23 protein-coding genes are annotated in these 26,759 nt (G+C 44.6%); 10 read left to right on the forward strand and 13 right to left on the reverse strand.

Annotated elements, in window-relative coordinates; translation table 11 throughout:
• Nucleotides 1-221: 221 nt before the first annotated feature.
• The gene (locus tag L5M29_RS04530) at nt 222-1,061 is read left to right on the forward strand and encodes an isopenicillin N synthase family dioxygenase (protein ID WP_263166461.1); all 840 of its coding nucleotides are present in this window, start codon (nt 222-224) and stop codon (nt 1,059-1,061) included.
• 150 nt (nt 1,062-1,211) lie between these two features.
• Nucleotides 1,212-2,153 (forward strand): ribosome biogenesis GTPase YlqF, encoded by a 942-nt coding sequence (ylqF, locus tag L5M29_RS04535; protein ID WP_011919190.1) that lies wholly within the window; start codon nt 1,212-1,214, stop codon nt 2,151-2,153.
• Between the two features lie 303 nt (nt 2,154-2,456).
• On the opposite strand, the gene L5M29_RS04540 is transcribed toward ylqF, so the two are convergent.
• The 7 genes from L5M29_RS04540 to L5M29_RS04570 all read right to left on the reverse strand — a co-directional run bounded on the left by L5M29_RS04540 (nt 2,457) and on the right by L5M29_RS04570 (nt 9,625).
• Entirely contained in the window at nt 2,457-2,834 is a 378-nt protein-coding gene (locus tag L5M29_RS04540) for an SH3 domain-containing protein (protein ID WP_263144707.1), read from the reverse strand.
• A gap of 333 nt (nt 2,835-3,167) precedes the next feature.
• The gene (locus tag L5M29_RS04545; RefSeq protein WP_263166463.1) at nt 3,168-5,156 is read right to left on the reverse strand and encodes a GMC family oxidoreductase; all 1,989 of its coding nucleotides are present in this window, start codon (nt 5,154-5,156) and stop codon (nt 3,168-3,170) included.
• Nucleotides 5,153-5,683 carry a hypothetical protein gene (locus tag L5M29_RS04550; protein WP_263166465.1) on the reverse strand — a complete coding sequence of 177 codons (531 nt, stop codon included), beginning with the start codon at nt 5,681-5,683 and terminating at the stop codon, nt 5,153-5,155. Before L5M29_RS04550 ends, L5M29_RS04545 begins: the two co-directional genes overlap by 4 nt.
• Nucleotides 5,684-5,702: 19 nt before the next feature.
• Nucleotides 5,703-7,019 (reverse strand): hypothetical protein, encoded by a 1,317-nt coding sequence (locus tag L5M29_RS04555; RefSeq protein WP_263166467.1) that lies wholly within the window; start codon nt 7,017-7,019, stop codon nt 5,703-5,705.
• 990 nt (nt 7,020-8,009) lie between these two features.
• On the reverse strand, nt 8,010-8,477 hold the full coding sequence (locus L5M29_RS04560; RefSeq protein ID WP_028760209.1) for a GNAT family N-acetyltransferase: 468 nt from the start codon (nt 8,475-8,477) through the stop codon (nt 8,010-8,012).
• Nucleotides 8,478-8,776: 299 nt separating this feature from the next.
• The gene (locus tag L5M29_RS04565; protein WP_263166468.1) at nt 8,777-9,073 is read right to left on the reverse strand and encodes a hypothetical protein; all 297 of its coding nucleotides are present in this window, start codon (nt 9,071-9,073) and stop codon (nt 8,777-8,779) included.
• 69 nt (nt 9,074-9,142) lie between these two features.
• A complete protein-coding gene (locus tag L5M29_RS04570; protein WP_219233724.1) occupies nt 9,143-9,625 on the reverse strand; it encodes a low molecular weight protein-tyrosine-phosphatase in 483 nt (160 codons plus the stop codon).
• Nucleotides 9,626-10,054: 429 nt separating this feature from the next.
• On the opposite strand from L5M29_RS04570, the gene L5M29_RS04575 reads away from it, so the two are divergent.
• Nucleotides 10,055-10,786, forward strand: a complete 732-nt coding sequence (locus L5M29_RS04575; protein WP_263166469.1) for a type I restriction endonuclease — start codon at nt 10,055-10,057, stop codon at nt 10,784-10,786.
• 409 nt (nt 10,787-11,195) lie between these two features.
• On the opposite strand, the gene L5M29_RS04580 is transcribed toward L5M29_RS04575, so the two are convergent.
• Entirely contained in the window at nt 11,196-12,107 is a 912-nt protein-coding gene (locus L5M29_RS04580) for a DNA ligase (RefSeq protein WP_263166470.1), read from the reverse strand.
• A 280-nt stretch (nt 12,108-12,387) separates the two neighbouring features.
• Between L5M29_RS04580 and L5M29_RS04585 the strand changes: the two genes are divergently transcribed.
• Nucleotides 12,388-12,759, forward strand: coding sequence for a diacylglycerol kinase (locus tag L5M29_RS04585; protein WP_028760259.1), 372 nt, complete (start codon nt 12,388-12,390; stop codon nt 12,757-12,759).
• Nucleotides 12,760-12,769: 10 nt separating this feature from the next.
• Here L5M29_RS04585 and hdfR read toward each other — a convergent pair whose 3' ends face one another.
• Nucleotides 12,770-13,639 carry an HTH-type transcriptional regulator HdfR gene (gene hdfR, locus L5M29_RS04590; RefSeq protein ID WP_028760260.1) on the reverse strand — a complete coding sequence of 290 codons (870 nt, stop codon included), beginning with the start codon at nt 13,637-13,639 and terminating at the stop codon, nt 12,770-12,772.
• Between the two features lie 108 nt (nt 13,640-13,747).
• Here hdfR and L5M29_RS04595 point away from each other — a divergent pair, with 108 nt between their 5' ends.
• The 3 genes from L5M29_RS04595 (at nt 13,748) to L5M29_RS04605 (ending at nt 16,462) form a co-directional block, all read left to right on the forward strand.
• Nucleotides 13,748-14,197: a DUF413 domain-containing protein gene (locus L5M29_RS04595; protein WP_028760261.1), complete on the forward strand. Its 450-nt coding sequence runs from the start codon at nt 13,748-13,750 to the stop codon at nt 14,195-14,197.
• Nucleotides 14,198-14,217: 20 nt separating this feature from the next.
• On the forward strand, nt 14,218-15,219 hold the full coding sequence (locus tag L5M29_RS04600) for a RimK family alpha-L-glutamate ligase (RefSeq protein ID WP_113941500.1): 1,002 nt from the start codon (nt 14,218-14,220) through the stop codon (nt 15,217-15,219).
• 379 nt (nt 15,220-15,598) lie between these two features.
• Complete coding sequence (locus L5M29_RS04605; RefSeq protein ID WP_028760263.1) at nt 15,599-16,462, forward strand: hypothetical protein; 864 nt, start codon at nt 15,599-15,601, stop codon at nt 16,460-16,462.
• 131 nt (nt 16,463-16,593) lie between these two features.
• Here L5M29_RS04605 and L5M29_RS04610 read toward each other — a convergent pair whose 3' ends face one another.
• The gene (locus L5M29_RS04610) at nt 16,594-18,216 is read right to left on the reverse strand and encodes a M28 family metallopeptidase (RefSeq protein ID WP_219233728.1); all 1,623 of its coding nucleotides are present in this window, start codon (nt 18,214-18,216) and stop codon (nt 16,594-16,596) included.
• A gap of 209 nt (nt 18,217-18,425) precedes the next feature.
• Between L5M29_RS04610 and L5M29_RS04615 the strand changes: the two genes are divergently transcribed.
• Nucleotides 18,426-19,451 carry a GGDEF domain-containing protein gene (locus L5M29_RS04615; RefSeq protein ID WP_028760265.1) on the forward strand — a complete coding sequence of 342 codons (1,026 nt, stop codon included), beginning with the start codon at nt 18,426-18,428 and terminating at the stop codon, nt 19,449-19,451.
• Nucleotides 19,452-19,556: 105 nt separating this feature from the next.
• Here L5M29_RS04615 and L5M29_RS04620 read toward each other — a convergent pair whose 3' ends face one another.
• From L5M29_RS04620 to pdsO, 3 genes are all read right to left on the reverse strand, one after another.
• A complete protein-coding gene (locus L5M29_RS04620; RefSeq protein WP_219233729.1) occupies nt 19,557-20,264 on the reverse strand; it encodes a class GN sortase in 708 nt (235 codons plus the stop codon).
• A 10-nt stretch (nt 20,265-20,274) separates the two neighbouring features.
• On the reverse strand, nt 20,275-22,593 hold the full coding sequence (locus L5M29_RS04625; protein ID WP_263166575.1) for a marine proteobacterial sortase target protein: 2,319 nt from the start codon (nt 22,591-22,593) through the stop codon (nt 20,275-20,277).
• An 87-nt stretch (nt 22,594-22,680) separates the two neighbouring features.
• The gene (gene pdsO / locus L5M29_RS04630; protein WP_263166473.1) at nt 22,681-23,511 is read right to left on the reverse strand and encodes a sortase-associated OmpA-like protein PdsO; all 831 of its coding nucleotides are present in this window, start codon (nt 23,509-23,511) and stop codon (nt 22,681-22,683) included.
• A 258-nt stretch (nt 23,512-23,769) separates the two neighbouring features.
• Here pdsO and pdsR point away from each other — a divergent pair, with 258 nt between their 5' ends.
• Both pdsR and pdsS read left to right on the forward strand, forming a co-directional pair.
• Nucleotides 23,770-24,462 (forward strand): proteobacterial dedicated sortase system response regulator, encoded by a 693-nt coding sequence (gene pdsR, locus L5M29_RS04635; protein WP_006081337.1) that lies wholly within the window; start codon nt 23,770-23,772, stop codon nt 24,460-24,462.
• Nucleotides 24,463-24,555: 93 nt separating this feature from the next.
• Nucleotides 24,556-26,715 carry a proteobacterial dedicated sortase system histidine kinase gene (pdsS, locus tag L5M29_RS04640; protein ID WP_028760269.1) on the forward strand — a complete coding sequence of 720 codons (2,160 nt, stop codon included), beginning with the start codon at nt 24,556-24,558 and terminating at the stop codon, nt 26,713-26,715.
• Nucleotides 26,716-26,759 lie beyond the last annotated feature (44 nt).

Consider the following 26,759-nt stretch of genomic DNA (forward strand, 5'->3'; position numbering starts at 1 on the left):
TCTAATGCCCATACTAACGGATTTGGTGACTAAAATCTTACCACTCAAGTAAGTACTAATATAAGTGCTCATATTAAGTACTCATATAAGCGACTGCATAAATGACGGAAAATACGGCAGTTGATCCAGATCACAGTCGCTGAGTATTTGCACCCACATCAGCGCACGGCTACACTTGCAGCGGGTCAAATTACAACTAAATATAACAAGTAGAAACCAAAATGAAATTAGAAACCATTGATTACCGCGCTGAAAACAGTGCCCAGCAATTCGTTGAATCACTTCGGGAAACTGGCTTTGGTGTTTTATCTAATCATCCGATTGATAAGCGCTTAGTTGAAGACATCTACACCGAGTGGCAAGCCTTTTTTAATTCAGAAGCCAAAAACGACTATATGTTTAAAAAAGAAACTCACGACGGTTTCTTCCCTGCGTCGATTTCTGAAACCGCTAAAGGCAACACAGTCAAAGACATTAAAGAGTACTACCACGTGTACCCTTGGGGCCGGATCCCCGATTCACTGCGTGCCAATATTCTCGCCTATTACGATAAAGCCAACGCACTGGCCGCAGAACTTTTAGAGTGGATTGAAACCTACTCACCAGAAGACGTAAAAGCCAAGTTTTCGATACCATTGCCAGAAATGATCGCCAATAGCCAAAAAACCTTACTGCGTATTCTGCATTACCCACCGATGACGGGCAGTGAAGAAATGGGCGCCATTCGCGCCGCAGCACATGAAGATATCAACCTTATCACAGTGTTACCTGCTGCCAATGAGCCTGGATTGCAAGTGAAAGCCAAAGATGGCACTTGGTTAGGTGTTCCAAGCGATTTTGGCAACATTATTATCAATATCGGTGACATGTTACAGGAAGCCTCTGGCGGCTATTTCCCATCGACGTCACACCGCGTCATCAATCCTGAAGGTACGGATAAAACTAAGTCACGGATCTCTTTGCCGTTATTTTTACATCCAAACCCTGCTGTAGTGCTATCGGATCGCTATACCGCTGACAGTTATCTGATGGAAAGATTGCGCGAACTCGGGGTGATCTAAGCCTTAATTCAGCCTATTAATCCAAGTAACAATCGCAAGAGACAGTCAAGGATTAAGCGATTAAAGCGCCTTAGGGCGCTTTTTTTATGACATTCGCCACCTTCAAGGTAGAATAGCCGTTCTTTAAGTTATTTAGGACAAGGCGTTATCATGGCAATTCAGTGGTATCCGGGGCATATGCACAAGGCACGCAAGGAGATTGAAGAGGCAATGCCTCAGGTCGATCTTGTTATTGAAGTGCTGGACGCGCGTATTCCCTACAGTAGCGAAAACCCCATGGTGGCTCAGCTTCGAGGCGACAAACCTTGTATCAAACTGCTCAATAAATCTGATCTAGCCGATCCAGAGATCACCGCACAATGGATTGAATACTTAGAGCGTGAACAAGGCGTCAAAGCCACGGCGATCACAACGCTGCAAGCAGCAATGGTGAAAAAAATCCCTGATCTCTGCCGTAAGCTAGTACCAAGTCGCGATAAAACCGAAAAAGACATTCGCACTATGATCATGGGAATACCCAACGTTGGGAAATCTACCATCATCAATACCTTAGCTGGCCGTGTTATCGCCAAAACCGGTAACGAACCTGCGGTAACCAAAACCCAGCAACGGATCAATTTACGTAACGGTATCGTGCTATCGGATACCCCAGGTATTTTGTGGCCCAAAGTGGATAACGAAGCGAGCAGCTATCGCCTTGCCGTCACTGGCGCGATTAAAGATACGGCGATGGAATATGAAGATGTGGCCCTGTTCGCCGCCAAGTATTTCTTAACCGCTTATCCAAAAGAGATTTGTGAGCGCTATAACTTAAGTGAATTACCAAAGGATGATGTTGCACTTCTCGAGGAAATCGGCCGCAAACGTGGTGCGCTGCGTCCCGGTGGTCGCATCGATATGCACAAGGCATCAGAGTTATTACTGCATGAATATCGCTCGGGGAAAATAGGCTTACTCTCGCTAGAAACGCCTGCGATGGCAGAGCTTGAAAAGATTGAAGTCGCCCGTATCATGGCCGAAAAAGAAGCCGAGAAAGAAGCCAAACTGGCAGCAGAGAGACTTAAACGTTCAGGCAAACGTCATAACGACTAGTCAGCCCGACACTCTGCATTTGGAATATTAAGGCGCAGAGTTTGTTAAAGACATTAAAGACAAGACGCTGATGACTTTTATATTCCAGCTTATGGCGCTCATTCATCAAGTTTAAAGTTAAAGCCAGTATATTGAATATACTGGCTTTTTTATTATCAAAAACGGAACTTTTGCGTTAAAAAACACTTTTACGCCAATGACTTCTGCGTGCCTGATATAAGCTCTCAATATCAGCCAGTCATCATCCTCTTGGCACAATACACCAAGGAGCCATCTTGGGTTTGACTACACGGCAAAGGTGCTTTAGTCGCGGGATAGATCTACCACTTCTTTCAAGTTTTCTAATGGTACCCACCCTGATTCTTCGCTGACAGCTTTTATACACCATACCCAGCCATTCAACATTCGTGTGCCAATGAGTTGTCCCCCTTCATGCACATTAAGTTCTCTTGCCGTATAGTCCTCAAGCGCCAGCCCGTTGGAATTTTTTAGGCGCTGAATCACTTGACCAGGAACCCAACCAGCATCTTGCCCTGGCGTAGTGCAAAGGAACCAGAGATCCCAGCCTTCAGGACCTGCATATTTTTCTCCAACGGTAAGAGGATCACCTTTTTTGAACGTAATAGGGTTAGGAAACTCACTTTCATGTGGATTGACAACGATATATTTCTTAGTAGTCATGTATTCAGCTAACCTTTTGATAAATATTCGTAAAAATTAACTTTGTTCGCTTATTAAAGCACGCCCAATTAACTCTCGGTTTGAGTGAAACTTATCAGTTTTCTATCAGACATACTATCCGACAACATACGCATGCACAGTTTTCAAACCAATTATCAGCATAAAAAACTATAATATTTTGATTTTAAATACGATGACAATAAACTGCATTATGAGTAGGAAAATGCCAGTTAGCGTAATATGAAGGTATATTCAGTTAGCCAAAAACCGCGCCAATTTGCACGCGGTTGTCAATGGGAATTAACAGCAACCTAATGAATAATTACAACTTTTTTAACTTATTTTAAGGTCTTCCAAAACATGATCTGCTGCCTGGAATGCCAATGCTGCCAAAGTGAGGGTTGGATTACCCGTTGCAACTGTTGGAAACACTCCGCTACCGACTAAAAACAGATTGCGATGATCCCAAGATTGCTGACGAGGATTCACCACCGACGTATCTCTGCAGTCCCCCATTCGATACGTCCCCACAATGTGTCCAGCACCGTAAAACGTAAAATTATGGCCCTGATATTCAAAATTATTCGACGTTACTTGACTCTTATCACCATAAAATACCGGCGCAGGCGGAGCCTTGGTATATTCCCGCGCATCAAGGGCGTCAAAGAGTTTGGTCGAAATATCTTTAGCCGACACGAACGCATTGCGCACATAATCCTCGCGTACACGATAGGTTAATTTGGGGCGCGGCAAACCTAAGTTATCTTTCAGCGTCTCCGACAACTCGACACGGTTTTCCGGATCAGGTAATTGTTCAATTAAATAGCCCATACGAATTTGCCGTGTGTAAATACCATTCAAGGTATTCACCAGTGAGGCACCAAATAAGGCGCTATTCGCAGACATGGCGGGATCAAACCGTAATGGAATCCCCTGCTGATTGACAGAATCCCCATTTAATTGCGAATTATTTTGCCCAAATACAAAATCAGCTAAGGTCGTGAATGGATCATTTGCTGCCCACTGCCAACCTTCATTGCCGATTTCAATACGATAGGCGGCACGGTCTTTACGAAAGGCGCCATCACGTAAACTTTCGATACCCGCAGTAGATAAAGGCCCCCGAAAACCATAGACAGGATCTTTCGCCAGACCCCAGGCCAAATACATAATGTGATCCATCAAATTACGCCCCACTTGATCGCTATGGTTGGCGACGCCGTTCGGACAGGCTTTATTACGCTTAGACATGAGCAATAATTTAGGCGTCTCAATCGCGTGAGCTGCAATCACATATTTTTTACCCGTAACGGTACCGCCGCCCGTCGCTATCCCTCCGTGAGTTTGATAGGTCACATAATCAATACCAACAACATCCTTTGTATTTTCATCCACTTGAACATTTGTCGCAACATGACGATAAAACACATCAACATTACCGGTTTGCAATGCTCGCCCGAGCGTCACAGTAGCATCATATTTGGCTTGAATAGGGCAAATAGGAATACAATTCGTATTTCCCGCACATTGACGGCGTTCACCCGGTAATGAATTGCGCCCCTGGGGGGTTGGCGTGACTGACAATTGAATATTGTCATACACCATATCGCTCACCGCTTGTTCATATTGTTGATCGACTAAAGATGAAACAATGCCAGGCATTGGGTAATCGTAATTCGGCCCATAAACACCATCCGGTGAAACATTAAATCCGCGATAAAGCTGATCCATCGCCTCTTTGTCACCGGCGACGCCAATCTCATTGGTCGCCTGTTCATAATAAGGAACCAGCGCTTGGTAAAATTGTTTTCCACCGGGCCAATCCACGCCCTGCTTATACTGGGTTTGCAACTCAAAATCATTAGGCAATAAATGCAAACTGGTTCCTAGCCAATGCCAAGTTGTGCCGCCGCCAATACGCTCATAGGAACTCGCAAAAGCAAACTTTGCTTCAGGGCTGTCAGGTTTCAAATGTTCAGGCTGCGGCGTGTAATCAAAATAACATTGCTTTGGATTACGCCATGCGCCAATTTGCAACACGGTATAACGCGGCACATTCTCCTTCGCGGGATCAGGCAATCCGAGTGGATTATCCGCCGTCGATGCCGCTGGATTTTGCGTGGTTGGAGGATAAGGTGACTCAGGTGTTTTAGCATTGGCTTTAAAGAAGGTTTCCATGTAACCACTGCGGTCAACAGGCACTTCCTGCCCTGCTTCGAGGATTAATACTTTTTTCCCCGCCATCCCCAATTGATAAGCCATGATAGAGCCGGCAATACCTGATCCCACAATAATGACATCGTAATTGGTTTGAGTGCTCATACTGCACCTCCTTGATGACCCGTATATGCCGACAGTGCAGCGGGTGCTTTTGCCCAATAGCCATAGCGATAATTTGAATCCCCCATCGGATGCGCCTGCATAACTTGCCAGACTAAACCTGTGGTATAACTTTTAGCCGAAATCATATCGCTAACCGTGGTTTCCGGCTCTGTATCCGTCGCGGGAATAATGGTTGGCCATGCACCTGAGTACCACATAAAAATTAATTTACGACAAGCCAACACAAAATTAGCCCCGTTATCTGGCGCCAGCATTTGCGTGCCAATTTGTTGATCTGATAATTGCTGCGCTTTTAACGCCGCAAATTTTTGCAGAATAGTTGTAACTAAAGTTGGGTCCTTCGATTCTTCGGTTATTTTTTGCGTAAACACGGCTAAGTATTCGGATTTAATATCCACGGGATCCAACGTCGGGGCAATAATACTGGTAGCAAAGCCGGTGAATACCGCGCTCAAACCAATAAAGTTATTCATAGTGTCGGCAGTCGCGCCTGTAATATCAGTCATAATGAGTTCCTTTCGTAAATTATTGCGCGCGTTGCAGCAAGTAAGTGAAATCTGCAAAATTACCGTTAGTGGTTGCCGCATTATTGTGACAAGCCATACAGCTGCTTGATGTTTGCTTTACCGAACCTTGGATATAAGTTTCGAGCGTGGTGTTCGCTAAAAATGAGGGAGCAGGCACGCCCGTTGGATCGGTGGGATTTTTGGCATCGGTAGGCCATTGCGTACTGATCAATTCGTAGTTCTTCCATACCGATCCCGGCACTACAGCGTCGAGTGCTGCGTGATAACTGGCATTTAAGGCTTTAGCATCGGCAGTGATAGGAATGACGCGTTCCACTTGAGTTGGTTTAGTGTGCGGGTTTGCCGGATCCCACGGGCGTGCTGGTGGTTCATTCACTTTGCAGTCAGTACATTTAGCATCGTAAAAATTATATGCCGACAATGATGCTGACTCACCTTGTGTTGGCGCATTAGCGACATGCTCAAAGGTAGACCAAATCCATTGTGGTTCACCCGTGGTTTTGTGAGCAATGTGAAACCCCACTAACCCGACTTGCTCAAGCGCACAAGCTGGCTTAACCCCGTGTTGCTCTTCGGGATTGTTATAAACTAGCGCGTAAGTTGTATAGTAATTCGTCGAATCAAACTTGCCGCCCATTTTTATCCATGAGGCTTTAAGCATAATAGAACCTACCTGCCCGGTTTTACTGTCGCTCGCGGTAAAGTCGACATCGGCATTAAACTGTTTCTGTCCTTTTTTGCTGTAAAGGTTATTGTCCAAAATAAAATTGAACATAGTTTCATTGGTTAATATTTCATAACGGGTATAAAGCCCGTTTTGGTCAATCAATGGACCCGTTGTAAAAGGCTCACCGCTTTCATCCAACACATTCGGGGTCTTCCCTACTTGCGTTAAATAAATAGTCCCTTCAGGAATGGACTTTGGATCAATACTTTTGCAAACATCCGGCACATTATTGGACTGATCCCACCCAGGTGGTTTTACGCCATCGGGTAAAAAAATCTCCCGGCTTTCCTTCCAATGCAGCCACACGACTGGCTGGTTAGTTTTTTGCCCAATGGTGGACATAGTATTGGGTGTGCCATCGGCATTTGCTGGCCAGTTAAGTGCAATAAACGATTGCCAAGAAAAATCATCAAAATCATGTTGCAGGCTTTCGAGTGAGAACGGGGGTTTTGCTGTGATTTCCAGCGGCATAACAGGGCTTAACGTGGGTAGCGTTATAGCTGCTTTTGTCTCTACTGGTGCTTCTGCATGTACAGCAGCACTCATACACAAAAAAAACGCACTATAACGAAAAGATTTGATAGACATGAAATTAACTCTCCTTGTTATTGGGACTTATTCAATGCTTAAAACGTTACAACTCCACTTTCTTTAACGACTTAAAATCAGGGCTTTCACAACACCCGCCACTGCAGGCGTGATGGCACGATACAAATAGCGTACAAGACTTGACCTCAACCAAATCCAAATAAATGGGTTTCGATATTAAAATTGAAGTTTGCTGTTTTGATCGCAGTCTCTGGCTTACTGAGCCAGTCTGAACAGATTGATTGATACGGATAAATATTAACGTCTTTCATTGAAATTCCTTTTCATGATTGCGTTTTATCACGATACCTTGAGTCTAGATTATTCATTGATGATCACCTCAAATGAAACCTAGTTATCTCAGTGGAAGGGTTAAACACTCCTGTGTTCCCGTAGTGAAAATAATTCTATTCTGCAGAAAGAAAAGTAACCTTCTGAAAATATTCTATGTTAAAAGATTGTTTACGTTTCACTTATTGTCAAGCGTGAGGCAGGAGGTTTATTTTATTTGCAAAAAAGCTCGCCGCACGACACGACGATAACAGCGGTAAAAAGCATAATGTGATATCAAGAGTTCAACATTGATCTGAAGTCTGCGAGGACCAAGCGTGGACAGGAACTAACTAAGCGATCGTAAAATCGGTCGCAACTACGCGCGGCCTATTCTTATTTGGTAGCCATTGATTCAACAATAACTGTCAAAGTTTGGAAGATTTCGACTCATTTTCATCATTAGATTCTGTAAAGAGTCACTCAGCATCTGATTATATGGCCTTGCTAATGACTTTATAAACACTTTGACTGAAACAGAACACAACTTGTTCTTACTGTTGAAACAGGAAATCTATTTTCTTGTACTGACGAAAACTCTAAGATTAAAAATGATGCCATTTGGGGATGCTTTGACCTACTTAGGTAGCCCTGTGAAATATGATCATATCGTTCCACTTGCTTCCCACAATTGAGCCGCAGTGTACCTTCACAAACTTGTTATTCACCGATGTTTGTGCCCATAACCAATACATTTATACCTTTATAATTCACTTGTTCTATAGGCTTAAACCCATGATGTAAGTACAAACCTCCAGTTAAATCTTCTGTTTGAAGATATAATTTTTTCACACCTATTTTATGTGCTAGCGATATTATCTCTTTCACAAGTTTTGAGGCGACACCCTGTCCCCTAGCCTGCTGAGTGACGTAAACACCACCAAGCCAAAATTCAAATTCTGGGTATATGTCCATTTCTCGAATTTTTAGCTCTGCTGAACCAGCAAGAACACCATTTACTTTTCCAATGATCAGAATAGGCGCGGTATCTCGATTTATTGATGCAGAGACTTTTTCAACGACTTCCTCCTTGGTATAGCTACCATTGTCTTGGCACCATTCGTTGAAATACCAACTAGCTACCGTGTCTATCGCAGAGGGATTATCGGCAAGTAATGAAATTTCCATATATGTCCTTAGATGTACAACGATTTGATTTTCTTTATGAACAACATCTTACCAACTTAACCTTGTAAGGCAAGCAGCCCACAACCATTGATGTTTGTAGTCAAACTATACTGATATCTATTAATGACTTTATGATGATGTTTACTTTGCTGTGGCTTTATTGAAAGTTCGGACTGGCATGACTTCTAGGTTGAAAGTAACCTCATCACATTAGCTTTTTTATAGCCCACAACTTTATTCACCCTACTTGCATTTTAAACTTTGAAACAAGCTTTGGGGCATTTTAGAGTTAACCGATTTTAAGCACGCCACGCTTTAATCGCTTCTGTTGCTAAACCAGCTAGCTGTTTTGAAACTTCACGACCTTTGTAAATTGACGTTGTGTCTTTTGCGATTGGAACAGAATAATGAATATCGTGAGCAAGATTATTTAGATACTCGCGGCCACCACCGTCATAATTTTGCAGTTCCTGACCATTGAGCTGGATCATATAGCTATAGCCAAATGCACTCATGTTGCAATTTGCATTCAAGTACAAGCGACCTTCATGCTCCAAAAGGAACCATACTCGGTTTTCAGAATCCATTACTTTCATCGTCATCTCGCATAAGGGGATTTACCCGAACTTATCATAAAACCCAAACCGTAAATGGAAATACGCATCTCAACGGAACTTTTCGGTCAATTGATCTAATAAAGCTTCCATACTCTGCTCGAGGAGATCGAGCACTAGTTCAAAACCCTGTGCGCCGCCATAGTAAGGATCTGGTACTTCCGTGATTTGCGTATCAGCATAGGACAACATTAACTGTAACTTGTGTTGATACTCAACCGGACAACGGCTAAGCAGATCCGCCAAATTGGCATTATCCGCAGCTAGAATTAAATCAAAATGCTCAAAATCAGCATTCACCACCTGCCGCGCCCGCATGCCCTCGAAACTAAAACCCCGCTTTTTACCAGCCTCAATAGCGCGGCTATCGGGCTTATCCCCTTGGTGATAACCAATAGTACCCGCCGAATCCACCTCAATATTAAGCCTGCGCTCAGCAATCTTAAAACGACAAACCGCCTCTGCCGTCGGTGAGCGACAAATATTACCCATACAAACCATCAATATTCGCCGTACACTTTGATTTTTTAACATGAATACCTCATAGCTTAGTATTATCAATAATTTATCTAATGTGCTTAAACCTAGATGTAAACTTAATATGATAAGCAGCTTAATACATTAATTATTTACCTATAAATACAACATGTTAAACCTAGAAACACAAAATATTCTTACGCCAAACCATTATCAAAAATAAAATGCGCGCTACGATCCGAAAGTTAAGGGTGTCACCTCAGCTAAAATATTCCCCTTGAGCCATATACATACCAAGCACGCACAAAATTTAACTAACCCGTAAAATATACGATAAACAGCACAGAAACAAATTAGCCTCCTTGCTAAGGATTTTTATCGACTAGGTTTATATGTCAGAGTACGGTTTAAAATAAAACTGAATGTTCACCGCATACTTGCTCAAATAAAAAATACACCACAAAGTACAAGAAGAGGAAAAGTAAAATGGATTTTATTGAACGAATCGATGTTCTATCAAAACGCATCCCTCAAATTGCTAATAGCCTTCAAACTGAGAAAGCGACTAAGAATGCCTTAGTCATGCCATTTTTGCATACAGTTCTAGGATATGATGTTTTTAATCCTAGCGAAGTTGTCCCAGAATTTACGGCAGATACTATAGGTAAAAAAGGTGAGAAAGTTGACTACGCATTAATTAAGGAAGGTGAAGTACAAATCCTTATTGAATGCAAAAAGTACAATAAAAAGCTGTCCATAAAGCATGCGTCACAACTATTTCGTTATTTTTCTGTCACAAACGCACGCTTAGCTATTCTTACAAACGGTACTGAATATCAATTTTATACCGATCTTGATGCTCCTAACAAAATGGATGAAAAACCATTTCTGATCTTAGATCTTGAAAATATTGATGAACACTTAATTCCTGAAGTTAAAAAGCTGACTAAAAACTCGTTCGACGTTAACTCAATAGTCAGCGCGGCAGGAGAACTAAAATACTTGAGTCAGATAAAACGTATTATTAGTGAGCAATTTAAAGAACCTGAAGAAGAGTTTATTCGCTTTTTTGCCTCAAGGGCTTATGATGGGGTTCTTACACCTAAAGTAAAACATCAATTTGCTGAAATTACTCATAAAGCACTAAGACAATTTCTCAACGACAGCATTAATGAACGTTTAAAATCCGCTATTGGCAATGATAAACCAACTGATTAAAACAAAAATTTAATCGATACCCCAATCCCATCCAATGATGAAAAAATTAAAGTAGTTACTACTGAAGAAGAAATTGACGGTTTCAATGTGATAAAAGCTATATTGAGGCAAAAAATAGAAGTTAATCGAATCATCGCAAGGGATACCCAAAGTTACTTTGGCATACTATTGGATGATAATAACCGAAAAACCTTATGCCGCTTACACTTCAATGCTAAACAAAAGTATCTAGGATTAGTGGATGAAAATAAAAATGAAACTCGTCATCCTATTAACTCTGTAGATGATATTTTTAATTTCAGTGAACAACTATTATCGACAGTCGCCTATTACGAATAATACTATCAAAATATCAATTGCGCATTACTCAGCGTAAAGACTTATGCGCAATTTGATTTACTAGGAACGGCTACTCAGTTTCAACATCGGTTCTTACCCGTAAAAAACTGGCAAACCGCGGTAAACCGTTAACGGTAAGCCCAAGGTATTTATAGGTGATGATAGTGCCCACTGCGGGGGGATGTTGGCGCTCTGCGAGACTAAAACCTGTGCCAATACTAAAAATTCGGCCATCTGGCGTTTGCACTTTTAATGCGCCCATCTGCCCTGCAAATTGACCTTTACCAGGGATATAAGCGATAACAGTAGCTTCAGCATCATAATAAGGTTTTAACTTCATCAGATGAGGATTGCGGCCACTGATATAAGTCGCAGAACTGCGATGCAGCATCAAGCCTTCGGCGCCTTTTGCAACTAAGGCATCGAGTTTTTGATACAGGGCTTCAAGGCTTTCTACTTGGAACTGCACTATGACTTCAAGATAATTCGATTTGCCACTCAGTTCAGTCAGCGCAAATTGATAGCGATGCTGAAAGTCGCCACTCGCCTTGGGGACATCGAACACCATAAATCGCACTTTGCGCCAATCATCATCCTTAGCCGAAGTTTGTCGAACAAGGCTGGACATCGCTTCAAACTGACCTCGCCCAAGCCATAATTCACCATCGAGAGGATAATTCGGAAAATTCGCAGTAAACCAAATGGGTGTGGCGATGGCATTTCCCTGCCGAGTGAATAATTCCTTACCATTCCAGTAACCTCGAACCCCGTCGAGTTTCTCACTAATCAAAAAATTTTGAATATTAATATCTTGCGAATTTCGAGTCGCATCAAACTCGGTAGCAAGTTGTATGGCAGGTGGTGAGGTTTGTGCGTTAACCGAAAGAGTTAAACCGCAAAGTATGAGCAAGCTGAGCTTTAAAACACTAAAACGGATGAAATGATTAAATGTTAAATTTCGTAACGGGTTTGTATGAGTCATTCCCTTGCCCACGCTGCAATATATCCTTCATCAAGCTTAGGCCGCACGGCTAAAGTTGCACTAAAATAACCGCAAAATTCACTAACTCCCTAAGTTAACAACGAATGTTGATGATCAAATTTGCTCAGTTAATTGTTTATGCACTTTTAATCTCAGGCTATACTGCGGCCAAATTTATGACTCAGTCAAATGTTAACAAAGACAACAGTAGGGTTTATTCCCCCCTGTTTTGAATGAGCAGAACCTCAGCGCTTTGTCGCTAACGTCAATTGGAAACACTATGAAACCAGCCAATAATCACGGTATTAAGCGCATATTCAGAGCGACGGGATTTTCGATGAAGGGCCTAAAGGCCGCTTGGATCCACGAAGCCGCCTTCAGACAGGAATTAATCTTGACGATAGTCATGTTACCCGTAGCCTTATGGGTTGATATCAGCACTATTGAACGCCTTATGCTGATTTTCACGTTGTTTATCGTGTTGATTGTTGAGCTATTAAACTCGGCAATTGAAGCTGTGGTTGACCGTGTCGGCAGTGAAATACACCCGTTAAGTGGCCAAGCCAAGGACATTGCCTCGGCTGCCGTCTTTATGAGTCTTGCGCTTTGTGGATTAACTTGGCTGGTTGTATTAACGCCGCTAGTGCTTTAATTCTTAGTTTCTAAACTGTCGCATGAGCAATCATTGAGCCATCGTCCCTTAAAAAGTCAATGGCTTGTTTGATCTGGGCTAAGCGGTCATTCTCTGCCCAATACGCAAGATACACATTTCGTGAAATGGCATTCGCGCCGCTGACGAGATGCAATTCGCCGCCGCGCAATGCATGTTGCACTAGATGCTCAGGTAAAAATGCGCAGCCGCCATTATTCAAGATGAAATCTAACGCAATACGTGCTGAACTCGTGTGCAGCGTTGGCACTGGCAGCGAGGCATATTCCTGCGCGTGAACAATATTGAACGCCGTACCCCAATCGACTTTTACATATTGCCCCGGCACAACCGCTTTTACCGTTTGACCTTTTAAGCTCGACACCAATAACAAATTAATTTGCCCCAGTTGCACTATCTCAAATTGATCAAGCTTTGGCGGATCGAATGAAATCGCAATATCTAGGGTACGGTCCATTAGCTGACGCGTCATTGCATTCGCGGGTAGCACTTCGGTGCGCAACGCCACGCCAGGTAAACCGACATGCAGTCCCTGTAAATAACCTTGCAAGTAAGCGTCCCAAATATTCGGCCCTGCACCAATGGCAAGCTGCGTTGTCTGTAACTGGCTGAGGGAAACATCTTGCTTAGCCCGCTCCCATGCTGTTAACACCGCTTCGGCATGACCAAGCATACGTTCGCCTGCTGGCGTGGGCTGAATATTATTACGTTGCCGTTCAAATAAGGCGACACCCAAAATGCTCTCAAGCTGTTTCACCCTAAAGCTCACAGCGCTTCGGGTGAGATAAAGATTCTCAGCCGCTTTACCAAAATGGCGAGTACGGGAGACTTCGAGAAAGGTTTTTAGTAAATCGGTATCCATAAAAATTCTTGACCAACATAGGCAAATTTTTTTGATTTATAAATCAATAATACTAGCCAATACTCCAGTTGCAAATCTTTGTATATCAAAAACTAGAGGGTATCTGCCATGTCTGAACAGTCTTTTTTTAACGCTAACAAGGGTTCTGAGACGTTTAACGGCTCAGTTGCTGCCAGTTTTGTCTCTCAAAAACGTTTCTACGACGACGCTAATTTCCCCAAAGGCTTTAAACGAAGCGGCGATTTTACCAATAAAGAAGCTGAACTCCTTGAATTGCATGGTCATGCGATGAAGAATTTAGCGGAAGGGAAAACGCTGCCTTGCACCTCTGATGAAGCCCAATTTGTGGAAGTCGCCAAAGGAAATATCGCCCCCAGTAGCTTGTTAGAGCAGATCTGGGTAAAGTATCGCAGGCTCGCCATGGGGAAACCCTTTTATGCCGTGGTTGGTACAGTGCATTTGCCTGCAACCAAGCCCGAGATAGAAATAGAGGCTGAGGCTGTATTTGATATTGAAGATGATGTTCAGGATGAACCTGAACCCGAGGATAAAGAATGAAGATTAAGGTTTGCTACTAAATGCGTGGTTGGATTTTATATAAAGAAACCGCGACTCAGCTAAAACCTGAATGGTATGAAATTGAGCGTCTACTGGCGGCAGCAAAAGCCGATAACATAGAGTTGGAAGTTTACGCACCTGATGAATTTGATCTGACTGTCACCAGAGAAGATAACAAGAGTATTTTATTGAATGGGCAAGCCGTCGAGCTGCCCGATTTTATCATTCCACGAATGGGCTCAGGCACGACCTACTTTGCTTTAGCCATTATTCGTCACTTAGAAAGATTAGGGGTATATTGCCTCAATCCATCTAAAGCCATTGAAATCGTTAAAGACAAGTTATTCTCCCAACAATTGTTGGCCGAGAAAAATCTGCCTACGCCTAAAACCATGTTGGTTAAATTCCCCGTCGATATCGCCCTCGTAGAACGCCATCTCGGTTTTCCTGTGGTGATAAAAACACTTTCTGGCTCACAGGGCAGTGGTGTGTTTTTATCCCATAAGGCGCGTGAATTTGACGATTTAATGCAGTTGATTGAAGCGACCAATAAAAACGCTAACATCATTCTGCAAGAGTTTATCGCTAACAGTCATGGGCGCGATCTACGCGTATTCACTATTGGTGGTCGTGTGGCGGGTTGCTATGAAAGGCGTGGTCAAGAAGACAGCTTCAAAGCCAATGTCAGTGCCGGTGGTTCAGCGCGTCCATTTCAGATCACTCCTGAAATTGAATGGCTCGCCACCCAAACAGCCAATATTCTCGATCTTGATGTTGCAGGTATCGATTTATTGTTTGATAACGGCCATTACAAAATTTGTGAGGCTAACTCATCTCCAGGGTTTGAGGGCTTAGAGTCCTGTTTGAATGTGGATATTGCCGCGCAAATTTTGCATTTTATTCGCATCCGTTTAGGCATGTTTAATAAAGATGAACCAAGTAGCCCAAAAATCGTGGCTGATAGCGTAGAGGCTGAGACTTCTACCCCGTCACCTCTATCGTCCTCTATCGAGACGAAATAGAAGTACTAGGACATATCAATATCTAGCGGGATCGTACCGCTAGATATTCTCAATATCGATGATTCTCCACCATGTTTGTGTCTATATCCATTTGTATCTCGCCCCATCAACAACGCAACAATCCTAAAGCCGTTCAGGAAGGAAACACTTGCCCTTAGTCTTTCAATCCACAATTGATGTGATCGCTCACTCAAATTTCATTCAACCTCACGAGAACCAACCCTACTTTTGTTTTGAATCACAATTTTTTGCATTTTTTAAAACATTTTGTTCACATTGAAAAATTTGCTGTTAAACTCCAAATGTTGTTTTTTTATGGCACTAAATTCTGACCTTATCGCTAAACATAATAAGAATAATGCAGGAGTCACTCCTTAACATGTCGATACGCCTATTACCCCTAATCATAGCGTCACTGCTCAGCACTCAAGTGCAAGCCGATGATTTTACTATTCAGTTGGGCGGCTTTTATTCGCAATCAGACACCAATATGGAAGTCACTAACCCTATTTCGGGTAATAATTTCACTTTAGATTATGAGTCCGATCTACAACTTGCAGAAAACGAATTTTTACCCTTTATCGAGTTAAATTATCACTTTAACGAACGGCACAATATCTACCTAGACTGGAAACAGCTTCATCGTAACGCCGAAACCCAAGCCTTAACGAAACCCTTCCAGCTCGAGATTAACGACACCATTTACGATATCAAAGCAGGCGGTAATCTAAATTCAACCTTAAACATTGATGTACTGCGCTTCGGCTATGGCTATGATGTATTTCAAGGCAGTAACTATGATGTCGGTCTATCACTTGGTTTACATACTATGTTTATCAAGACAGGTTTTGAAGGGGTGATTGGTGTTTGCGCTTCATCGGAATTACTCAATAATGTCTGCGGTAGCCAAGCAATTCCGCGCATTGTTGACGAAAATGTCACTGCGCCACTGCCCGACATTGGCATATATGGTCAGTATGAATTTGTTCCTGGTTGGCAAATCACCAGCCATGCACAGTATTTTTACATCAAACTCAATGATGTCAAAGGCGAACTGGTTGATATTAAAGTGGGGGTTAATGCACAAATCACCCCAAACTGGCGTATGAGCGTGGCCTATAACTACTATAAAGTTGACGTTGATATCGCCCAAAATTCGCCGAATAAAGATACTCAAATCGCCGATTACAACATCTATTACAATTTTATTGGCCCTATGCTTTCTATCAGCTATTCCTTTTAATTCTATAAAAATTTCTTCCCATATTGTATTAAACACCCCTCTCGCTCAAACAGTTGCCCGAACCCTAGCCCAAATTAGTGCTAAAAAATAAGGGCGCCTACTGGACGCCCTCATGATCCAACCCATTAAACCTATTTACGGCCATCCTGCTCACGTTTGGCTTTAAAGTCTGATGATTCAAGCCAATGGGGCCAATCTGAACCATTCGCTAAAGTGGTTATCATACTGGCGATCAAGTCTAGGTCTTGACTCACGCCCTCCAACGTCCAATTTGGATCATAATCATCGGCTCCTTGGTGATATTTATGCGCAATATAGTCAGGATCTGTATCCCCAAGACTCATAAATAACAATCCTGGTACACCTTGCTGGGCCAGCGCAAAATGGTCTGATCTAAACATCAATCCATTCTGTGGTCTTGGATCCGCTTTTACCGAACGGTCTTGGGCTTTGGCAGCTTTATCTAAGTATTGCTCCAACTCAGATACCCCTTCCCCATAGCGCAAAATGTAATCCACGCCTTTATTTACATTCATGCCATCGATATTTAAAAAGGCGACGATATTTTTGGTTGGCACACTGGGATGCTGAGCAAAATGCTGTGCACCAATCAGACCCGTTTCTTCTGCAGTAAAGGCACTGAAGAGCACCGAGCGATCCAGTGGTGCCGTGCTAGCTTGCTGTTTGAAGTAACGCGCTAACGCTAAAACCCCCGCCACACCGCTGGCATTATCGACCGCACCGTTTAAAATCTCTGACTTACCGTCTTCAATCACAGTGCCAAGGTGATCCCAATGGGCATGCATCATCACCACTTCGTCGGGGCGCGTTTTACCGGGCAGTAAAGCCGCGACGTTATGGGACTCGGCGCGTTCAATTTTATTGTTTAACGTGAGCTGCGCGCTCAGCTTAAGTGGGATAGCCTTAAAGTTTGGCTTGGCTGCTTGCTGTTTTAAGGTATCAAAATCCAATCCCGCTTTGGCAAAGATTTTTTGTGCGGTTTCGTGCTGAACCCAGCCCATCACGCCCACTTGACCTTGGTTATTATTGGCATCGACCAGAGTAAACTTAGTCCCTGTGTTGGAGTTTTGCACCACTCCCCAGCCATAGGCGGCAGGCGCTGTTTCGTGAACAATAAACACGGCCTCAGCGCCTTGACGCGCCGCTTCCTCATATTTATAAGTCCAGCGACCATAATAGGTCATAGCATTGCCTTTAAATATTGTTGGATCTTGGGTCGCAAAGCCGGGGTCATTCACGAGAACGATGACCGTTTTGCCTTTTACATCTAACCCTTGATAATCATTCCAGCCATATTCGGGTGCATTGATACCATAGCCAACAAATACCACATCGCTTTTATTCAGGCTCACGGTGTCGGCGATTCTTTGGGTTCTCGCGGTAAATTCACTGCCATTGGCAAATTTAAGTCCGCCAATATCAAGCTGCATGTTTTGATCGGCACTAATTTGCGCCAAAGGAACCGCCTGTAAATAGCTATCGCCAAATCCGGGTTTGAGACCCATATCTTTAAATGCTGTCACTAAATAGTCTAAAGTTAACGTCTCACCTTCAGATAAGGGCGCGCGTCCCCCAAAAGCATCGCTCGCTAAGGTTTTCACATCGGTTCGGTATTGCACGAGATCGAGACTTTTCACAAATGCCGTTTCAGCAAAGACAGGTAATGAGATAGTGGCCAACAGACTTGTGGTTATGATTAAATTTTTCACAACTTTCTCCCAAGTTATTATCATTATTTGGTTTTAAGGATAGACTTTACCATATCATCTTTAATTTATGATGGAAGTCTTAGCGCAAACGGAGTCGCTGCATCCAAGAGTAAACGGTAATCATGTCTCCATCTGACCGATATTCTTGTCGTTGACCTAAACCTGACTGTAACAGAATAAAAAATAGCGAAACTTTAAAATATCCGTATATTTTCATTGAGTAAGGTAACAATATGTCGCTAGAGTTATTACAAGCCGCTGCACTGAACCTCAAAAAAGCAGTGCCTCTGATGCTCAAACATAAAATTCCGACCACACCCGTTAACTATGCGCTTTGGTACACTTATGTTGGTGAACAAAATCCCGAATTAAATCAACAACTCGATACTGTTATTGCCCAATACAACACTTGCCCTCCAGTCAGTAGCGAAATCTTGTATCGCCAATATGTTGCCGACCCAGTTGAACTTGATGTCAGAGAAATGCGCCAAAATCTGGATGCTATGGTGACAGAGCTTTCCCAATCACTCAAAGATACCAATCTAGATGCCAATGACTTCCAGTCACGTATCGAAAGTAATTTTGAAAAGCTCAACCGCATCGAAGACGAGGGCTTTAGTGTTGAGCAAGTACTCGATCTGGTCCGCAGCTTAGTGAAAGAGTCGGACAATATTCGCTCGAGCACAGAGTTCTTTACCGGTCAGCTGCAGAAGGCTCAAACCGAAATAGACGCACTAAAGAAAAAACTTGAACAAACAGAAAAAGACGTTCTCTACGATGCACTGACGGGCTGCTTTAATCGCCGCGCCTTTGACACTGATTTTGCAGGAATGATAGCCCAAGCCCCCTTAGGCACTTGTGTGATCTTGGCCGATATCGACCATTTTAAAGTGTTTAACGACACCTATGGCCACCAGCTCGGCGACCAAGTGTTACGCGCCGTGGCGAAACGGCTACAGGAATCCTGCCGCGATGGCACGAAACTGTATCGGTTTGGCGGTGAAGAATTTGCGATTATTGTCCCTAAAAGTCAGCTACGTATCGCAAGGCAACTGGCCGAAGCTATGCGCCGTGGACTCGAAAAACTCAGTTTAAAAGACAGACGCAAAGACGAACGCATCAATAATATCAGTGCTTCCTTTGGCGTCGCCCAATGGCAAGAAAAACAAACGGGTATGCAATTGATTGAAGCGGCAGACAAATTACTTTATGAAGCCAAACGCTTAGGACGAAATCGTGTGCTGCCTATCAGTAACTGATGGTTATAACTTAGCCTGAAGCCGATAATTCAGCTTCAGGCTAAGATGATTAACAAAGGAGCATTTTTTTGAAAGCTACATGAAGGATTTAAATTAGATTTCAGATTAATGTTTGAAACTGCGAGAAACAGTTCCAATATTCCCTTGCACGCCACTCCCTATTGAAACAGATACATTCGTACCGTGTGTTTCCATCGACTCATTTTCGACGGGTATCGCCTGCACCACAAACCGCAGTTCAGCACCACCTTGAAGTGAATCGAAGGGATAACACGTAATTAACGTTAAGCGATTATCATCGGATGGCGCCATAAATTGAGTTTCGGTTTCATGTACGACCTGAGTCGCCACCACTTCATAAATAATGTGATTGCCTTTAAGCGTTTGTAACGATAATCGACGCCCCACCGCCATGCCATTAAGTATCGCAAAATGCGTGTCCCTGTGGCCGGCAATCACAGTATTGCCTTTTTGCCCCGCTGGCGCACTGGACAACACCAGACTCGGACCAAAGGCCAAATTTCGCCCAGAAGCCCCCGCAAGAACATATAAACTGTCATTAAGCTCTGCTTCAATATTGTTGTTCGCCGCCACTTGCTCACGATGAATAGACAGCTTTGCCACGGGATAGGTATCCGCCCATGACCAAGGTTTATGGGATTGGCCATCAGCCAAGGTTTTAGTCCACGCCTGTTCAATCAAATACTGGGCAAAGTGTGCTTTAGCTTGCATATAGAGTCCCTTTCCTAACAATGTTGCGCCAATTAAAAATAATCCCACCACTAAAAATCGCTGTGTTCTGCTTTTGCTCATCGCGCTTAACTCATCGTTCACTGGTAAGTGCCACCAAGGCCGCCTTCTCTTCACGTCTTTGTCGAAGAATCGATCCTGTAAGAATCAAAGCGAGTAGCAAGGTCAGCGCACCTAATAACATATCCAAACGGCTTGACGTCGCGGTTTGCGGCAAGGCACCAAAAGGTTGCCAACCTAAGGGCAAGTGCTGACGAACCACGGCATCACGGCTCATTGCAGTTGAATCAATTGGGGTTAAGTCCACCGCCACTAAGCTGGTATAGGCGCTGACTAAGTGATAATTCATTGATAAGGCCGTCACTTGCTGTTTGACCTTGTCATCATTCGCACCATTTTTACTCAACTCCAATGCACCAATCTGTTTACGCGCCCACAGCAAATCTAAACCCGCACCTTGATGGGTCATCAATCCTGCGGAGTTGTCCTGCAGCGAGAGCGACTGTTGCCAGTTTTGATGCCCTTGGCGTCCTGAAATCACTAACTCCTGTGGCTCACGGGCGCTGCGCTTTAAACTCACGAGCACTGGCTCACCGCGGTACAGATCAGCAATCGGTGATGGCCAGTAATCGGGCACACTGCCATCATCAAAACGCACTTGAATATCGGTTAACACCGGATATTGAATTTTGCTGAGTAAGGCGCTGATCTTCTCATCGACCTCATCCACTTTGCCAATATAGGTAAAAGTGCCACGACCGAGTTCAGCCGCCCTTTGCATAAAGTGAGAATTAGGCGCCGAACCTATGCCGACAGTAAATAGGCGACTCTCACCAATTTGATAGCGGATCAAATCAAATAACGCTTGTTCATTGCCCACAGAGCCGTCGGTCATAAAGATCACTTGGCGCAAAGGCTGCGTTGCATCAAGCGATACACTGCCCAAGGATTTTGGCAAGGCAGCGTCCAGTGCTAACGCCATTTCAGTGCCACCATCGGCCTGTAAACGGCTCACAAATTGACGGGCCCGTGACAAATTCGACGAGGTCGCCGGTAATGGCATTGCAGAGAACTGAGACAAAATGGAGTTAAATTCGATAATGTTAAAACTGTCCTCCGGCTTTAGTCCTTTTAACGCGTATAACAGTGCATTTTTAGCTTGAACGATAGAATCCCCCGCCATAGAGCCCGAAGTATCAATCACTAAAATTAATTCACGGGGCAAACTCGGCTGAGTACTCTTTTCAACCTTAGGAGGCAACACCATGACGAGACTGTAATTATCATCATTTACGCCGCTGATTTTATTTGTCTCAAGTGTATCCTGAGACAGATTTTCGCCATCGAGCTTATGGGTTTTACCTTGCTGATTAAACACCCAAGCCATTGGGCTCGTGCCCTGCTGTACTCGCCATTGCAGCACAAAGTCACGATTAGCGGGCACACGTTGCGCCAGCGATACATCGACCGCGCCGCTGTTGTCTTGCTTGAGTTTGATGTCATGGTAAGGACTCTCAATGGACGCTTTATCAACCCCCTTTGCAAGTAAGACTTGAATGTCTGCCTTCAGCACAGGATCGCGTCCACTGGCGCCGTCCCGCACTGGTGCCACAATCCGGTCAGCATCAAACACCTGCGAACTTGTCACTCGGCTTGATTGGCGCACCTGTGCCATAGGATCATGTGAATCGCTTACACTTGAATCCGATGTTAATCCCGGAATATAACGGGGCGCGACCACCAGCGGAAAACGTAAACTAAACAAACCATCTTCATATTTAATGGTCTCCTGATAGTTGATTTCTACAATCAGCTCCTCTTGAGGTGCTAGGTTTGCGACTTCGGTCGTAAACATATTAGGCCGCTCTTGGCTCACTAAGCTGGCACGTTTGCCTTCAGCTTTCGCTTGCTCAAAAATCTGCTTGGCATCGGCCTTAGGATGAATTTGCCCTTCGATCACTCTCTGGCCTATATGTAATCGCAACGAATCCACCGCAGCCTCATTGGGCAGTGGGAACAAATATTGCCCATTCAACACAAATTCAGTGTTGTTGCGAAAAACCTGTTTCACGCTCACGCGATTACTTAAGCCAGAGACTTGCATCGACACTTGTGTATCGAGCGGCAAAGATGGCACCCAAGCACCGCTCGGCTGGCGATAAAGCAACAGCCCCTGCGTAATATCATCGTAATTAATGATGTGTGATTCTGCCGTACTGTGAGCACTATTTTGCCCGACCAATGCCGAAGCCATATTCTGTGGCGCAGATAATGTGCCGGTACTATTCGGCGAAGCCAATGCCACAAAGGGCAAACCCCAACACACGGCGGCACTGATCAGCAATACCGCTACCGCTTCACTCACTTCTTTTACCCTTTTCCCTGTGATCATCACAAAGGCTTCCTCTATTAACAAATATGAACTGATGTTGGTTGTCGTTAATATGAACGACATAAAATGGACTGCTTAAATTGACCGCTAGTCAGCAGCATGACTTGCAGTCAAGGCCAAATGAGGCTGTAGTGTTAATGTCACGCGGCGGTCGAACACATCCGATTCTCGGTCTTGGTCGGCTTGCAAAGGCGATAAAGCGCCAAAGGCTTGAGTGGTCATACGCTCGGCAGTGACGCCTTGCTTAATCAGGTAGCCACGCACCTCCAGTAGACGCTGCTCAGAAAGGGCTTGGTTGTAACTCTCATCACCACGGCGGTCGGCATAGCCCTTCAGCTCAAGATTGAGTTCTGGTGACAAATTAATCACCTCAGCCACATCATCTAATTGGGGCAAAAAATGCGATTCAACCTCAGAGGAACCGGTACGAAACTGTACGCTAAGCCCCAAGGCAAGTTCACTGAGCAATTGACGTTGCGCGGATAGCAACTCATCAAGCTCTTGCTGCGCCTTGGTATATTCGCTCGCCCGTTTTTCGGCGGCTTGCTGTTTTACACTCCACTCGGATAACTGGGACTCTTGCAAATGGATCTGTCTTTGCTGAACGTGCAGTGTGTCTGTATCGCTGACTGATTTGCCAATTAAGGTGCCAGTGAACGCTCCAATAATAGCCCCCACTGGACCACCGACTAACGCCCCCACTAAGGCTCCACCACCGAGGCCAATAAGGGCTTCCGGTTGTTCGTCCTCGCTTGCGTATTCGTCATCCATCGCGATACCGCTTGCATAGGCATCATTTTCTAGGGTGAGGTCTTGTCCTATCACTTGGTTTTGCAGTGAAACCCGCGCCGACACACTGGCTATAGGTGCGCTTAATAAACTCAAAACCAATAGATTAATTAGTGTCTTTTTCATCATCTCATTCCTTTTTGATTATTAGCTGAGCTTGGACTCGTACCTGAAGCAATCCACTCAACACCACATCAGGTCAAACGGGTACAAAACTGAATGGGGCTATTAAACACAAGTGGAATGGCATGAGCAGGGATGGAAAATGGCAATACAACTATCAATTGTGGCAACAAAATGGCAATTGCATTTGTGGCCTTTTTTCTCGGGTAAAATCCTGTATAGTCACGAAAACTTACTCCCCCAAGTCAATAGGAATACGGCTCTATGAAGCGTATCGCCATAGTGGAAGATGAAGCGGCCATTCGCGAGAATTACAAGGACGTGCTGCAACAACACGGTTACAGCGTGCAAACCTACGCCGACAGACCATCGGCCATGCTAGCCTTTAATACCCGTTTACCGGATTTAGCCATTATCGACATCGGCTTAGGTAATGAAATTGACGGCGGCTTTATGCTATGTCAGTCATTGCGCGCCATGTCGAGCACGCTGCCGATCATCTTTTTAACCGCCCGTGACAGTGACTTTGATACTGTGTGTGGTCTGCGTTTAGGCGCCGATGATTACTTGAGCAAAGAAGTGAGTTTTCCCCATTTAACCGCACGCTTAGCCGCATTGTTTCGACGCTCTGAACTTGCGGCCAGCCAAACGGCGCAGGAAAATCTGCTCGAACGTGGCCCACTGACCATTGATGCCAACCGCATGCAAGTCTATTGGAACCAGTTACCAATCGAGCTTACCGTGACCGAATTTTGGATGGTGCATGCGTTAGCCAAACATCCAGGCCATGTACGCAGTCGCCATGAATTAATGCAAGAGGCTAAAATCTTTGTCGATGACAGCACTATCACCTCCCATGTGAAACGCATTCGCAAAAAGTTTATCGCTACCGCGCCAGAGTTTGATTGTATTGATACTGTCTATGGTATGGGTTATCGCTGGGACAGCTTAGCCTGATCTATGGCTTAACCAACCTTTAAGCGCGCGGCGTTGAACCAGATAACCTTGGATGAATGAACTTTTAAACCCATTAATGCTGATCCCTAACTTATGACACGTTTCCCCTTTGGTCTACGCACTAAAGTCATCGGCCTTAGCCTGTTCTTGCTCTGCCTTCCTTGGCTGGGGTACCAATATGTGTGGGAAATGGAAAAGTATCTCCGCCACGGCCAAGAACGCACCTTAGAAGGCACCACTCAAGCACTAGCCACCGCGCTGCACGAGCGGCCGAAATTGTTCGATGGGCAAGCGAGTTTTTTAAAGCAAGTAGAAAAAAGCCGCGATCTATACGCCTATCCACTGGCGGGGGCGATTCTACTCGACGGCAAACTCAACGAATGGCAGGAATATCAGCACAGATTTATCCAATACGGTGAGGCGCACCAAATTATGCGTGCCGATCCGAACGCCCCCCTGACCTTAAGCTTTACCCACATGGTCGGCCAATACGATGGTTATCTGTATGCTTTTTTTCAAGTCATTGATCCAACAGTGGTACTGCGGGGTAAAAATGCTCTAAGTGTTGATAGAAACGATCATCTCTCGATTGCGACACTCGCGCCCGACAATAAATTCAAACGCTATATCGTTGCCACGACTCAACCCGGCTGGATCAGCGCCTTCGAATTACCCGCTAACCCTAAGCAAACTGTGCCCGTCACACCTGAGGTGCGCATCCAAGGACAATGGGCGACGACAGATGTGGGCTACAATGTCGAGCTGCGTATTCCCTTAGACATGGTCGGCAGCAAACTCGGATTTGCCATTGCCGATGTCAACGACAGCAAATACCGTGATGTGGCTGCAGTTGTCGGCACCTCGGCCTTAGATACGGTCGACAATCTCGGCACTGTGCTGGTACCATCACCGGAAATTGAAAGTATTATCAAAGGCATGAGCCACTATAGCTCACGTATTTGGGTGGTCGATAAACACGGTCGCGTACTGGCAAAATCCGGTGACATTCGCGCTAATGACAGTGTATGGACCCGCACCTTAGAAGATGAAAAGAGCACCGCGCTGTGGGATACCTTCAAGCGTGATTATCTGCATCCGCTGTACTATAAAATTCTCACAAAACCGCCCAAAGACTTTATTGATTCCTTACAAGATTCCACCGAGCTTGACGGCAGTCATATCCAAAAAGCCCTCGCGGGTCAGCAAAGTTCGACTTGGCGGTTAACCCCAGACAACAAAGCTGTGGTACTCGCCGCTGCGAGCCCCATTTGGATTGATAACAATGTGATGGGGGCCGTCGTCGCCGAAGAAACCACCCACGGAATTCGAACCCTACGCAACCGAGCGCTGGAAAAACTCTTTAACGTGATTTTGACCATAATGAGTATGGGCACCTTGGCGCTGTTCTTCTTCGCCTCGAGTATTTCTAACCGCATCCGTAAATTGCGCGATGAAGCCGAAAATGCCATCGACAGCCAAGGCCGTGTGCGTAATCACCTCAAACCGTCGAAGGCTCGGGATGAAATTGGCGATCTGTCCCGTAGCTTCTCTAGCATTGTGGGGCGACTGGGTCAGTACACTCACTATCTAGAAAACATGTCGTCGCGCCTGTCCCATGAGTTACGTACGCCCGTGGCTGTGGTGCGTTCATCCCTTGAGCATTTAAACCTGCAGACCTTAGATAAAGACACGCAAAAATATGTCGACCGCGCCCAAGAAGGTGTCAGCCGCTTAAGCATGATTTTAAACAACATGAGCGAGGCAACACGCTTAGAGCAGAGTTTAACGCAGGCCGATATCACTAAGTTCCCACTCTCACAAGTGGTCAGCGGTTGTATGCAAGGTTATCAAATGACCTATCCAGAACAAGGCTTTAGTGTGAAAGTGCCCGAGCAACCACTGATGATGCAAGGGGTGCCAGAATATATCGCCCAGTTAATGGACAAACTTATCGCCAACGCCATTGAGTTTTGCCATAAAGACAGTGCTATCGAAGTCACGCTCACCCAAGTGGGTAAGCAAGCAACTCTGCTTATCAGTAACTTAGGGCCTGAACTGCCCATTGATATGTCGGAGCAGATTTTCGATTCCATGGTGTCGGTACGGATAAATCAAGCCCAAGATAAACCCCACCTAGGCTTAGGTCTGTATATCGCGCGATTGGTCGCCGAGTTCCACCAAGGACAAATCCTTGCCCGTAATCGCAGCGAACATAATGGTGTGGATATCCTTGTTACCTTACCTTTAAATTAAGAACATACGGCCTTTAAGTTAAGCGTGTTACAGCTTTTAAGCCC

Origin of the sequence: Shewanella sp. SM95 (assembly GCF_025653595.1) — a bacterium.
GTDB lineage: Bacteria > Pseudomonadota > Gammaproteobacteria > Enterobacterales > Shewanellaceae > Shewanella > Shewanella oncorhynchi.